This window comes from Granulicella aggregans (genome assembly GCF_014203275.1).
GTDB lineage: Bacteria > Acidobacteriota > Terriglobia > Terriglobales > Acidobacteriaceae > Edaphobacter.
The window spans coordinates 1-12219 of the sequence record NZ_JACHIP010000044.1; the positions used below are offsets into that span (position 1 = coordinate 1).

12 protein-coding genes and 1 pseudogene are annotated in these 12219 nt (G+C 54.1%); 2 read left to right on the top strand and 11 right to left on the bottom strand.

The features are described 5' to 3' along the window. The 6 genes and pseudogenes from HDF16_RS29160 to HDF16_RS29185 form a co-directional block, all read right to left on the bottom strand. A pseudogene (locus HDF16_RS29160) lies at positions 1-593 on the bottom strand (TrbI/VirB10 family protein); the annotation flags it as partial. After that, positions 593-1429, bottom strand: coding sequence for a TrbG/VirB9 family P-type conjugative transfer protein (locus HDF16_RS29165; RefSeq protein WP_184224337.1), 837 nt, complete (start codon positions 1427-1429; stop codon positions 593-595). The gene HDF16_RS29165 and the pseudogene HDF16_RS29160, both read right to left, overlap by 1 nt. A gap of 192 nt (positions 1430-1621) precedes the next feature. Then, positions 1622-3973: a VirB4 family type IV secretion system protein gene (locus tag HDF16_RS29170; RefSeq protein ID WP_184224339.1), complete on the bottom strand. Its 2352-nt coding sequence runs from the start codon at positions 3971-3973 to the stop codon at positions 1622-1624. Beyond that, a complete protein-coding gene (locus HDF16_RS29175; RefSeq protein ID WP_184224341.1) occupies positions 3954-4217 on the bottom strand; it encodes a VirB3 family type IV secretion system protein in 264 nt (87 codons plus the stop codon). The genes HDF16_RS29170 and HDF16_RS29175 overlap by 20 nt, the downstream gene beginning before the upstream one ends. Positions 4218-4225: 8 nt before the next feature. Next, the gene (locus tag HDF16_RS29180) at positions 4226-4588 is read right to left on the bottom strand and encodes a hypothetical protein (RefSeq protein WP_184224343.1); all 363 of its coding nucleotides are present in this window, start codon (positions 4586-4588) and stop codon (positions 4226-4228) included. A gap of 406 nt (positions 4589-4994) precedes the next feature. Then, positions 4995-5921 (bottom strand): LysR family transcriptional regulator, encoded by a 927-nt coding sequence (locus HDF16_RS29185; protein ID WP_184224345.1) that lies wholly within the window; start codon positions 5919-5921, stop codon positions 4995-4997. Between the two features lie 322 nt (positions 5922-6243). Here HDF16_RS29185 and HDF16_RS32315 point away from each other — a divergent pair, with 322 nt between their 5' ends. Next, positions 6244-6582: a helix-turn-helix domain-containing protein gene (locus HDF16_RS32315; protein ID WP_432432307.1), complete on the top strand. Its 339-nt coding sequence runs from the start codon at positions 6244-6246 to the stop codon at positions 6580-6582. On the opposite strand, the gene HDF16_RS29195 is transcribed toward HDF16_RS32315, so the two are convergent. The 5 genes from HDF16_RS29195 to HDF16_RS29215 all read right to left on the bottom strand — a co-directional run bounded on the left by HDF16_RS29195 (position 6579) and on the right by HDF16_RS29215 (position 11162). Continuing rightward, the gene (locus HDF16_RS29195) at positions 6579-6785 is read right to left on the bottom strand and encodes a hypothetical protein (protein ID WP_221313394.1); all 207 of its coding nucleotides are present in this window, start codon (positions 6783-6785) and stop codon (positions 6579-6581) included. The genes HDF16_RS32315 and HDF16_RS29195 overlap by 4 nt on opposite strands. 267 nt (positions 6786-7052) lie before the next feature. Further along, positions 7053-8597: a replication initiator protein A gene (locus HDF16_RS29200; protein ID WP_184224351.1), complete on the bottom strand. Its 1545-nt coding sequence runs from the start codon at positions 8595-8597 to the stop codon at positions 7053-7055. Between the two features lie 727 nt (positions 8598-9324). Then, a complete protein-coding gene (locus HDF16_RS29205; RefSeq protein WP_184224353.1) occupies positions 9325-9669 on the bottom strand; it encodes a hypothetical protein in 345 nt (114 codons plus the stop codon). Continuing rightward, positions 9662-10354: a ParA family protein gene (locus tag HDF16_RS29210; protein WP_184224355.1), complete on the bottom strand. Its 693-nt coding sequence runs from the start codon at positions 10352-10354 to the stop codon at positions 9662-9664. The genes HDF16_RS29205 and HDF16_RS29210 overlap by 8 nt, the downstream gene beginning before the upstream one ends. Positions 10355-10763: 409 nt before the next feature. Then, positions 10764-11162 (bottom strand): hypothetical protein, encoded by a 399-nt coding sequence (locus HDF16_RS29215; RefSeq protein WP_184224357.1) that lies wholly within the window; start codon positions 11160-11162, stop codon positions 10764-10766. A gap of 401 nt (positions 11163-11563) precedes the next feature. Here HDF16_RS29215 and HDF16_RS29220 point away from each other — a divergent pair. Then, positions 11564-12219: DUF1016 N-terminal domain-containing protein (locus tag HDF16_RS29220; RefSeq protein WP_184224359.1), on the top strand; the 656-nt coding region annotated here is incomplete at its 3' end.

A 12219-nucleotide genomic window follows, 5' to 3' on the forward strand; every position in this document is an offset into this window, starting at 1 on the left:
ACCATCGTCGGCCCGGTCACCGTCGGTGATGCAACGGTCGGTTCGGCTACTGAAGGAGACTCTTTCGCCTCGTGCGTCTGAAAGTCAATCGCCACGGTGTCGCTGTTGAGGGCATCCAACCGCTTCTTCTCGCGCTCTGCGGCCTTTTGCTTGGCCTGTGCCCGAGCTTCCGATTGGGCGGATGTTTGTTGGGGAGCATTCGGGCCTGTGCCGTAGATCGCGGCGCTTTGAGCCGGGGTCATAGGCGCAGTGCCATCGGCTTCAGGCGGTGCGACGGCGGCACGTTCCTGCGCCTGCATCCCCCTTTCCTGGGCCTCCATGTTCGCGATCGACTGTTGGAGCTTGGCGTTGTCAGCGTCGCTCTTTTGAATCAAGGCTTGCTGTTTCTCGAAGCCGTTCACTTGCTGCGTATCGGCGGTGGATGGCCACGATTGCAGCGTGCTTTTCGCTGGTTCTTTTTTATGGTTTCCGGTGAACATGTTGTAAGCGGTCGAAGCACCGATGAGGACGACGGCCCCGGTCAGCACAAGGACAATGGGCATGGTTCTACCGATGGGCGGCTTTCCTGACGGCACGACGGGCACAGTTCCCATTAGTTGGCCTCCTGACGATGAAACTCGACCTTGGCTTTGCCGACCGCGACATACCCGTTCTGCAGGAGCTTGGGAACGGTGTAGAGGCCATTCGCGAAATCGAAGTTGATGAGCGAACCTTTGCCGTCCTTCAGCTCGTAGACGACCGGAGGCTCTTCGAACTTGCCCTGAAGGTAGGTGAACTTCCCGTCATCCCAGATTTGCCGCACACCGAGTGACCTGGCCTTGCTTTGATCCCATCGGTAATCGAAGTGCAGGCTGCTGGGATAGGTGCTCTGGTACGTCTCCTGGGCGGTCTCGGCGGTCTTCTTGTCGGCTGCGGCGGTCGCTTTGGCCTGGGCCACTTCCCTTTCGAGCCGGTCTTCCCTCTCCTTGACCTCTGCGGCTGGTATGAAGACCGGCGCTTCGGCGATCGTCTTCTCTGCTTCCTTGTCTGTCTGCGCGAGAAACACCGTCGAGTCGCAGCCTCCTCCCGGGTCCGCCGAAACCTCGCGCAGCTCAAGGGTGTAGTCATTACCGTGGTCGGAGATGATGTGCACGTTCGTGCTGCTCTTGGCAGCCGCAGCCTTCGGCTTCACGCTGATGAAGCGGCTGGCTACGTGGCCTGCATTGAAGATCCAATCGTCCGTGTTGCCACCGAAGACGGTTGCGACCTTCTCCTCGGGGGGCAGCTCCAGAAGCGTCGACGCGTTGAGGCAGGCGCGGATGATCGGGGGAGCCGCCGTCGCATTGACCTCGATCGTACGAGGGGCTTTCTGCTGGGCGTGAATCGCGGGTACGGCATAGGCGTAGAGCGCAAGAAATGCGCTTTCGGCGATGATGAGCGGGGTCTTCATAGGTCTTCTCCGGGTGGTTGGTTTTCTGTTCCTAAAACTGATCAATGCGTGGCCGTTGGCTGTGGCAATGTGGGAGACAGCAGAGCATGAGCGCAGTCTTCCAAGGGCCGTGAGAAGGGGTGAAACAGCTTCATCCTCTCCACGCCTTCCATAGCCCTTTCATTTCCATAGCCAAGCTTTCGGTTCGAGAGACTACCCGTCTTCACCCGCGACGAACCGAGTGATTCCCTCCTCCAGTCCCCATCTCTCAATCAGTCGGCCTCGGCGGGCGCGATCCTTGGGCTTGGTGGAGAAAATGGCATAGCTGCGAGGGTCAAGGTTGAGAGTGACAACCTTCGTGATCCCGTCCCGGCGCATCAACAGCCCCTCGCGCGGCCCCAGACTCTCGAAGAGGTTCAACTGTTGTTCGGTCATCTTGAACAACTCGCCATAGAAATCCCGGTTGAACGTCGCATCTGGCAGCAGGAGAAAGGAGGTGCAGGAGTTGACGATGCTGTCGGCGTGCTCCCCGAGATCGTTCGCGGACTGGCCGATGAGTGTGACACCGCCGAGATTCTTGCGAACCTGCTTGATGCTCGCAAGTGCGCCCTCTAACAGTTGCTTGTTCTTGAGGTTCGAGAACAGCTCCTCAATCACGACGTGCTTCGGGACGCCAAGATTTTTCGGGTCGTACACCACGTCATCAATCCGGCGCAGCAGCCACACCATCAGCGGTTCGATAAGATCGGGATAGTCTTTGGCTACGCCCGCAAAGTCCCAGCACTGGATGCGCGAAAGACTAAGTGAGTCATCAACATTGTCGAAGATTGCGTGATACACGCCTTGCCCAACCCACTTCGCGAGATACCGGCTGAGATGCTTCGGAAGCAACAAGTTCGAAAGCCTGCGGATCTTCCGGTCGATGAGGTACATGCCCTGAACCTCCTTGAACACGGCGTCTTCGTCCTCGGGGCTGAGGACGGCCCCGCCATTGGTGAGGAGCATTTTGACGAAGTTGTAGAGGTACTTGATGTTTTTCTCGGTCGGCTCCAGCGCGAACGGATTGACGCGCGGCCCGTCCAGACCGATGCGATCGACCCTACCGCCATATAATTCCACCATGCTCTCGTAGCTGTTGCCGACATCGAAAATGTAGGTAAATCCGTTGTATTTCCGCTCCAATCCGAGCATTTGGTTCGTATGAACTGACTTACCGGTTCCCGTAGGACCTATGGTGAGCTGCACCCTGACCCCGCTCACATAGGCATCCTGGAAGAAGGGCGTTCCCTGCCTGGTCTCAAAGACATTCAGGTACTCGCTGTCGAGGTCGTCGGACAGTGGGTGACCGATGTTCGGAGCAAAGACCGGCGAGAGACGGGCGTGATGATCCTCGCCCAGCCAAAGCGGGAAGACGTTGTAACGGTGGTTGCACGGGAACATCGCATAGAACGCTGAAAGGTTCCCGATCGTCTCCTCAATTACCGTAGCCTGCGCGTCGACGAACGTCCGGTGAACCACTGGCGAGTTCTCCCGCAGCTCCTCGGCGCTTCTAGCTGAGAGAAGCAACGTGACGGTGTACTTGCCTTGCGCCTTCTTGTTCAAATCCTTCACGACGAGGCCGAGATCATCCACGCCTTCGGACGCTGCCTTCGCCCCCGCTCCCTGGTCGAGGGCAGCAAAGTTCTTGCCCGCCATCACACGCTGGAAGATGCCGACCTTGAAGAAGTCGATCCATTTCTCCTGGGCACTGATCTCCTTACGCACGGTCGACGTCGACTGCGGCCTCCAAGTCGTGCAGAGCACGCTATCGCAGGTCAGATTCGTGATGCCGTTGTAGAGGCAGGGTTGTGATGCAGCCGGTGTGCTGGTCAGCGAAAACATCTGCACATGGCGCTTCCCTACCCTGAGATGGTCTTTCTCCCAGGAGATCGCACTATTGACGATCTGCTGATCGACTCCAAGGTCTGAGATCAAGGGCGTATGGCCCGCCCACTCCTCAAGGTTGAACAGCTCACAGAAAAACTTGAAGACTCTTTCCTTATTCAGAACCTTCAGCCCAATCACGCCACTTAGGTGTGTTTCGAGGATGTCTGCGGCCTTCTGCAACTGGTGTATCAACCGCTCGTTCTCGTCGGCCTGGGCCTTCGGCTTAGCGGCGAAGGGGTTTGAAAGCTCAGGCTCCAAGGTGAGGCACCAATGGAGGTCGATGCGACGAAAGTTGGCCGTCTTCGCCAAGAACTTAAGGCGATGATCGACAAAAGATTCCGTGATGGGATCAGCGTAACGAGCCTGTCGCGGGATATCAAACCTGGATGTCACCCGCATGTACTGGTACAGCGAAGACCCTTCGGCGAGGCCACGCAAGCCGGTCTCGACCGCTCGCACCCTGGCATTGATCTCCGCGTCTGTGAGACCTTCTTCGTCGACGCCTGCGACCTCGCACAAGATCCCGTAGCCGCGTGTCTTGGTAGCGAAAATCGTAGGGGTGACGAACCGGGCGATCGGGATGATGCTGTTCGCGGCTCCTGCATCGGTGAACCAATGGTTAGCGTTTGCGCGGGTCATAGTAGCTCTTCTGGGTCCAGCTCAGACCCCACAGTTGGAACATCTTTGGGTGTTTGCGCACGATCAGCCAGCAGACGGCAGTGATCGAAATGAAGATCAGGATGGAGAGGACGAAGTACCGAAGCAGGAGAGCCAGCATCGACGTAATCACAATGCCCATCCAGATTGGCAAGCTCAATCCGAGCTTTTGCCGGGGTTTGTTGAGGGCTTGATTGATCGACACTGGCTCTCCACGCTTGGTCATTTGCATGATTAGGCGAGCACCTTTACGGCGTGGGTAATAACCATCGTGATCGTCTGCCCAGTCAGCGAGCTGACCCATTGGGGAGCGAAGCCAATGACGATACCGGCGAACAGACCGCCGCCAATTGCCATGAAGCCACCAGAGATGTTCCGTCCCATGAACTGGAACACACCGAAGACGATGCCGATGACGACGGCAAGTGCGCCACCGAGCAAACAGCTCTTCTCGATTGTCCCCATGGCGGCAGTGACGCCACTCACATCCACGGTGCCTTGTGCGTGCGCCGCTAGAGGCGATACTGCCAGGGAGATAAGGACTGGTAGAGCAAAGCACACTAGTGTCGAGCGCTTACGTAGAGATGGGAAAGTCATAAGTTGATGAGCTCCTTCAAGAGTTGTTGGGTTGGGATCCGCGGTAGCCAGCAGATCCGCAGTTGGCTGGAAATGAAGACGCAGGTCCGCGGCCGGCTGCGAGTCCGTAGGAGGAGCGCTGATTTGTTGATCGGTCGTTGAGTCAGCGGTTCGCTGAGGAACTTAGGCCGAACCTTGAATAGAAAGCATGGTCTACGAGCGATTTGTCGTGTTGTCTGGTTCGAGATCTACATCTTGTTGGCAAACCGTTTTTGCTTGCCAATGATCGTGAGCTTAGAGCTCGAAATGGCCGGTGTCCAATGACCAATTTTCATAACAGGACCCGGCATCGGAGCCATTTCCGACCAATAAAAACACGCCTCCCAGCGCATCTGGAGGCGTGTTCTAAACCTAACTTTGTTGGTTGCTACGGCTTCGTTGGAGGAGGTCGCAAGACGTGAAAGGGCTTCTTCTTGAGCGTTCGTTCAAGTCGCATCGCCCAAACTGACGTGCTACGACTTCGTAGCGATGGTCGGTAAAGTAGTGCGGTGTCTACGGTCCATTTGAGACGGGCGAACGGTCTTGTGACTAGACCCTGCGGAATGTCGCTGTGCTCTCGAACGAGAGTCAGCCCGAGGCCAGCCTCAACCATCTGGAACTGTCCGTCAACGGATGATGCAAACAATGGAACGCCGGTCTCAATTCCCTCTTCTTCAAGCAACTTCATCATATTGACGTGGTTTTTCCAGTGGACTGCGGGCGGTTTGAAAATCTTGAGGCGACCTTTGAGCTGCGAAACATCGACGGCGGAGCTCGCTGCTAACGTATCGTCTGATCTCATGCAGACGAGCATGCGTTCTTGAGCGAGCGTCACTACTCTGGTGGAGGGTTCGTCGGAGGGGAGAGTGACGATGGCAGCATCGATGTCTCCTGATGCAAGCCGTTCCAGTATCTGCTCGGTCGGTGCGAATGTGGTCTCAATGTCGGATGCTGGAAAGAGCTTGCGATACACGCGTTCCGCTATTGCCACAATGCGCTTATCAGCAGCAGTTTCGCACCCTACTCGCAGGTTGCCATGTGAGCGACCGTGAAGCTGCCGCACCTCCTGCAATGACTCCTCGTGGAGTTCGAGGATAGGGTGGGCGTATTCAAACAACTGCAGACCACCAGCAGTTGGGCTGACGCGATTCGAGTGCCGGAACAGTAGAGGTGTTTCCAAGCGATCTTCAAGCTCTCGAATACCCTTGCTTATTGTGGATTGGGTGACGCAAAGCTTGTCTGCCGCCCGGGTGAAGCTTCTATGATCGAAAACCGCAACGAAATAGCGAAGATGACGCAACTCAATACTCTGCATTAGAACGGTGCCTCAGGTTGATTCGATGGTCGAGGTCGATCGGTTTAGGTTTCCTGCCACGGTTACTGCGTTGCCAGTCTCGTAAATACGGATTCGTAGCGTGCACTTCGGTACTTGCCTAACATCTGTGCCTAAAAACATTAGTACCTATTTGGTTAGGTACGTTAGTTCTACTGCAGAATGCCCGAAGACCGCAGTCGATGTCAACCCACCGAGGAGAGATTACTATCGTCACAACTGCGTGATCGCGAGGGTCTAATCAATCTGTTCTGTCGTGTGCTACACCATAGAGAGAAGAAACTTAGACTTTCGCAGGCGGCCAATGCAACACACGTACGAATTGTTTTTGAAGGAGCTTGGCGCAAGACTGAGACAGATGAGGAAGGAGCGTGGTTGGACTTACAGAAGCATGGTCGTCGACCACAGTTTCCACATCAGTCATTGGCAGGGATTTGAGAACGGAAAGGGGATCTCCCTTCGTTCTCTGTTCAGGGTGTGCGAAGTCTTCCAGATCTCCCTTGAGGAGCTCGTTCGCGGGCTTGATTCCCCCGCTGCGCACGAAAAATCGGCTAGCCAAGAAGAGACTCACGTCTCGGCTCCCCAGGTGCCGAAGCGGGCAAAACCGTCGAAGAAGACTGCCGGCCACAAGAAACTAAGCTAATCGTCTTCTGGAGTCTCGTCGAACTCTTTCAGGATCTCTTCTGCATTTTCGACAGGATCCACTTCGACGGACTCAATGCCTGAATTGAGGACAGGAATGTTACGGATGACGAGATCATCCATGGCCCTGTTGAACGCCTCGATTGCGATTTCCGCGTACTTCTTCTCAGTCAACACAAATGGAACAATTTTTACAAAACACATCAGCTTGGGCCCGCGCAACTCTTCACATTAGCGATCTGTCCCAAGATAACAACTTAGGTTCCCCTACAGAATTAATTAGCAAGGGAGATTCCCCCCTTCGTAATGAAACCGCCTTACCTTGGTAAGCAAGTCAATTCATTGAAAATCCTCAACGTCAGGTAGGGATGTAGTTTGCATCGCTCACTAAACTATTGTCTGCATGGCGGTCTGAACACGAGATAGTGACAGTTCTCTGCTTGACGGTCGCCATTGCCCGTCTCGGTCGGGTTAGAAGAGATCTCCCTGAGGATTTGCAGCGACCCATTCGTCGAGAGTTGGAAGGGTGAGTTCCTTCAAAATATCGGCGCGAAGAGCATTAATCAGATACTCCCGGCGGTGTTCCTGTCGCATCCTGTCTAGCGTCGTCGAGATTGCCTTCTCTTCCCGCAGTTGGCTGGAAAGCGCTTTCAATCTTTCATGCAGACGGTCACCAGGAAAGCGGAGCGCTATCACTGCGTCCGCTTCTGCGTGCGTCCATTTTCGATACTGTTCCCTAAGGAGCATGGCGGCAAGTTCCCTACTGGATTCAGAGGCCCTCTCAGCTTCAAGGGCAGCACGCCGCCTCTCATCGGCTTGACGTTGCCGCAAGGTGACGAAGGTAGGCGGTATTTGCTGCTCGGTCTCCACGAACGTGATCAGGTAACCAGCGGGGTTCTTGATTGTGCCTTTGCGATCCGCGGAGACTTGCGAAGTGACGTATTCGATCCGGTCCATGAGCTTGAGTGGTTCCAGTTTTCTAGCAAGTTCTGTTGCCTTTGCCGAGCTGACTCCTTGTTCAATCAGAGCTGCCCTCGCTTCTTCTCGCGACTGAGAGAGTGTAATTTCGGTATGACTGGTCGCAAATGCCAATTGCTTCCGCTGCGTCATGACGAGCACTTCCTTCATCGCGCGTCCAGGCGTCAGGACGAGCTTGTAACCAAGCTTGGATGACATGGGCTTCACATCCCAAGTCTTGAGATAGCCGATGTTGACAAGATCTGTCAGAGACAGCCCCATCGTCTCCTTTATTTTGGATACATGCTCATAGCTGCGCACGTTGAGTAACGCGCAGAGTTCTGTATAGTCTTTCTCGACCTCCTTCCCTTGGCTCGCAAAAAACCACAGGTACAGGTAGACAAATATGCCCTTTGCTGTCGGCCTGACCAGCTTTCGGTACATCGTGAAGTCTTCGGGAACAACGAAGGATGCGTTCAAGTTCTCCAGCAGCCAATCTTCCAATTCAACTTCGAACATGTCAGTCTTGTTCGAGTTGTCGAGATTGCTAGTACCCAAACGGGTGAAACTGCGGAACACATGAACCGTCCGATTCATGTACTGTTTTTTTACCGTGGAGTAGATGACCTGCTCAGAGGTAATCGTCGTGTCCGCCATCCTCATTCCCCAACTGTTCAGGGCCTCATAATTTTCTCCAGAATCACACTGTCCGAGTATGTTCAAGAGGCTGTATCCAGAGAAGCGAATTGGATTGGCAATGACCCCATTTCGAAGCTTCTGATCCATCGCCAATTTCATGAAACCCATGTACTTATCACGATCAGACGTCGACGGCAGGCCGAGCTGATCGGACGAACGAAACGTGGCCGAGACCAGTATCTTCTTACCGTCACGATTTACCCATTGTTCAATAGTCCTACTAGAGGTGTCTTGCTTACCTCGGCGTTCGTGTGCTCCGAAGAAGCCAATTTGAAGCAAATTCTTCTCGAAACGAATCAAGTCAACAGCATCAGGCATCGTGACAAGCGTCGGTTCCTGGGAGGTAGATCGTTTTGCCATTCGTTAGGCCTCTCCGAGGCTGTTTGTTATGTGTAATAGTTCTCTAATAAGTCAATACTGTAAAGCAGTCTAAAAGCTATAGCGCTTTGGAACCTACAGATAACAGGGATTTTATGGGCAGTATATTTCCAGCCCACTGCGGGGATCTTTCCAGCGGACTGCGGGGATCTTTCCGGCCTGATGCGGGGGCTCGTTCCAACGCAGTGCGGATATCTTTCCGCTCGGCTGCGGGCAGATTTCCAAGCTGCTGCGGAAAAATTCCAACCAACTGCGGACAATGAGGCGTCTGACGTTCGAAATTTCCAGCCCACTGCGGGGTGAGGACAATTTGGCGGCCGCTTGCACCGCGAATAGTGCATTTCGGAATGTTTCGCACGCGGTTTGCTGAACAAATGCTTCCTTTTCGTGGCCTAACGTTGTCTTGCCGCTGGCTTTTCAAGTTCTCGGGGTACATGAGCCACGAGAGGCGAATCGCTCCGCAGTCGACTGGAAATGGTGAAGAAGAGAAGCCTACGAAACCGGTCGAAATACCGAAGATATGCCTACACACGAGGAAGATTCCTTTACCCATTCTGGTTTCCAACTGTGCCCGCAGTGGGCTGGAAATCTGCAAATGTTTCCAGCCCACTGCGGGAAACCAATCGAGAAAAGCGATTCCCGACCCTGAAATCCAACGGCTGGAACCGTGCCTCGGAACTCCGCAGTAGGCTGGAAAGAAAGCGTCTTTCTAGAGCGATCCTGCCCTATGGAGGCGATAAAAATTCACTGCAAACACCACGAATTCGCCGATGTTGGTTACTGAACTCTGCGGATCCTGAATGAGTTCGCTTGCGTCATGGAGGATCTCAGCTTTCTCTTGTTCCGTGATCTTTATATTCAGTTGGATGTTTGCGCCGCGGCTGCGAAGTTTCCTTCCGTCAAGCTTGCTACCTACACCGCGCTCAGAGAATCCCACCTCGCGTCCTGCTTGAACGGAAGCTTGCGTGGTTAGGGCATTGACTTTAGGGCGCGGAGATAGCGTTTCAATCCCAGACATGAAATCAAGCTTGATTGCGGGGCGAATGTCAGACACTTGTTGCTACCTCCATTGGAAGGGGCGCGCCAATCAGAACGTCTCGAATCTCGCGGGCAAAATTCTCGGCATTCTCGATCGCGGCGGTTGGATTGTTTGCTTCTCTTTCTGTGAGGTCGTAGATCGTTCCTCCTAGCCTGAACGGCGCCTTGAAAGCGGCGCGTTCAACAACTGCAGTGGAAAGCATAGGAATCGAGTTTTCTCTCATTTGATTGCAGATATCCCGCATTCCTTTGTCCATAATGACGGGCGAAGTTTGAGAGAGGAAAACGCGGAAGGGAATTTCTCGCCGAAAGATGGTTTCCTGTTTACGAATGACCTTGATTACATTGACCGCTTCGTCTGCATCGAGCTGATTCCCTTTCATCGGAATTAAGACAAGATCTGCACGACCAATAGCGACGGAAACCTCTTCATTTCGACTGCCTTCAAGATCCACAATGACATAAGGATCAATAGCGCTGTCGATGAAATCCGCAACGTCGGTCCGGAAGGCTGTTTTTACCGTCAGTGATTTGGGAACCCCCGACGGGAAACGCGCTGACCAAAGGGCAAGTGGCGCGTTTGGATCTGCGTCAATCAGAGTGGTTGGTGCACCATGGTGCGTCAGGACACAAGCCAATGTAAGCGCGGAGGTTGTCTTGCCGACCCCACCCTTACTAGAAGCAAACACGATTACCTGCATGAGGGCCTTTCTTTGGAGCGAGTACCGGCTATCTAAAAGATACCCAGTACCGCGAAGATACCGGATACCATATGGATATTCGATACCAAAAAGATACCCGGTACCAAAGTGATACTCGGTACCCACGTCTATTAGGGTTTTGCCGCTAATCCTTCCCTAACTTACACCTATAGTCCTTCGCGACTAGATACTGACTAGGTACCCGCTATCTACCATAACCGGGTAGATACTGACTAGGTACCCGGTAGCTATACACTAGCTACCAGGTAGCTCCATGAAAATGGCGAAAGATCTTACAGGGCGACGCCTGAATATGCCCGGATTACTTGCCGCATCACCGAATTGCTGGTTCCGTCCACCAAGCTCATCTTGCTGCCCGCAGCCTCTCAACGCAAGCAGAGGCTACCGTCTATCTTTCAGGTACCCGGTAGCTATCCTCTAGCTCGGCCAGTTCCTCAAACATCCTCGCTACCTCATCGCTTTCCGGGTTGACTTCGAGAGCTCGAACTTCAAATGCGTTAGCGAAGTTATCCAGATCGCTGTCGAGGATTCTTGCTAGCGCGTACATCGATTCGGCGAGTTCATCCACCGTTGCGAATGTCACTTCGAGTCGCCCAGGCGCTAACCGGAGGGAATCGGGGAGCGAAGAGATGTACAACGGATCTCGATCTTCACGTATCAAAGATCTGATTTTTCTCTTTGAAACCGTCGCCTTCGCCAGCCTCACACGCTCAAAGTACGCGGTTACATCATCCGCGTCCTGGGCTCCTTGCAAAAAGTTGAGCAACGCGTCTTTGTCCACCAGCAAGGAGGTTCCAATTGAAACCGTAGGGAGCAGCTCGATGAGTTTTAACGCTGCTCTGGGTTGTAATTGAAACAATCCTTCGAGCTCGCGCCGGGTGTAATGAGACCGTATTGAGCTTGATACCGTGCGACGAATCTCGTGCAATCGGGGGAGCCAGGAAGCCGGCCTTGCCATAGAATTACCTCAGAAACCCAATAACAACCGTAGTGTAGAAGGTTTTGAAGGAGAAGGGAATAACCGCGCGATCGCGCACTAATGCCGAATTGTATGCGAGTTCTTTACCCACGACAATGTAGATTGTCGAAGCTAAAGTCCTGCTACGCTAATTGCAGCGAAATCGGCCCGGCAGCCCAATTGTGCAACAGCCTGTTGCGCAATTGGCTGAGATCCATCTTGAGTTCCTTATGAGCGACATTACGCCGACCTCGAACGAGCCCGAAGATCTTGTCTCAGACCTTCGCCGGCTGATCTCCGACGCACAGTATCAGGCAGCGTTGGCAGTGAACTCCGGGTTGACCCTCCTATATTGGAAGTTGGGCGACCGAATCAGGCGCGAAGTGCTCGGTTCCGAACGCGCAGGCTACGGAGAGCAGATTGTCGTGACACTGTCGCGCCAGTTGATGGCCGACTTCGGCCGCGGGTATTCGGATAAGAACCTCCGTCGCATGGTCCAGTTTGCCGAGGCTTTTCCCGAGGAAGAGATTGTCGTGACGCTGTCGCGACAATTGAGCTGGTCTCACTTTCAGGCCTTGCTTCCTCTAGACAGACCCATGCAGCGAGAGTTCTATGCGGAGATGTGTCGTGTCGAGGGCTGGAGCGTACGCACACTCAGAGGCCGGATCGACTCGATGCTCTATGAGCGGACGGCGCTTTCAAGGCAACCTGACGAGCTGGCACGGCTCGAGATCGCGGCGCTCCACGCGAAGGGGGAGGTGGGACCCGCCCTGGTTCTCAAAGACCCTTATATTCTGGACTTCCTGGAACTCAAGGACCATTACCTTGAACGTGACTTCGAAGACGCGATCCTGCGAGAGCTGGAGCTGTTCCTGCTCGAACTGGG

Coding starts and splice junctions, on each gene's coding strand:
- HDF16_RS29165 (WP_184224337.1), bottom strand. CDS start 1,429: ATGAAGACCCCGCTCATCATCGCCGAAAGCGCATTTCTTGCGCTCTAC.
- HDF16_RS29180 (WP_184224343.1), bottom strand. CDS start 4,588: ATGACTTTCCCATCTCTACGTAAGCGCTCGACACTAGTGTGCTTTGCT.
- HDF16_RS29195 (WP_221313394.1), bottom strand. CDS start 6,785: ATGTGTTTTGTAAAAATTGTTCCATTTGTGTTGACTGAGAAGAAGTAC.
- HDF16_RS29210 (WP_184224355.1), bottom strand. CDS start 10,354: ATGCAGGTAATCGTGTTTGCTTCTAGTAAGGGTGGGGTCGGCAAGACA.
- HDF16_RS29200 (WP_184224351.1), bottom strand. CDS start 8,597: ATGGCAAAACGATCTACCTCCCAGGAACCGACGCTTGTCACGATGCCT.
- HDF16_RS29185 (WP_184224345.1), bottom strand. CDS start 5,921: ATGCAGAGTATTGAGTTGCGTCATCTTCGCTATTTCGTTGCGGTTTTC.
- HDF16_RS32315 (WP_432432307.1), top strand. CDS start 6,244: ATGCAACACACGTACGAATTGTTTTTGAAGGAGCTTGGCGCAAGACTG.
- HDF16_RS29175 (WP_184224341.1), bottom strand. CDS start 4,217: ATGACCAAGCGTGGAGAGCCAGTGTCGATCAATCAAGCCCTCAACAAA.
- HDF16_RS29170 (WP_184224339.1), bottom strand. CDS start 3,973: ATGACCCGCGCAAACGCTAACCATTGGTTCACCGATGCAGGAGCCGCG.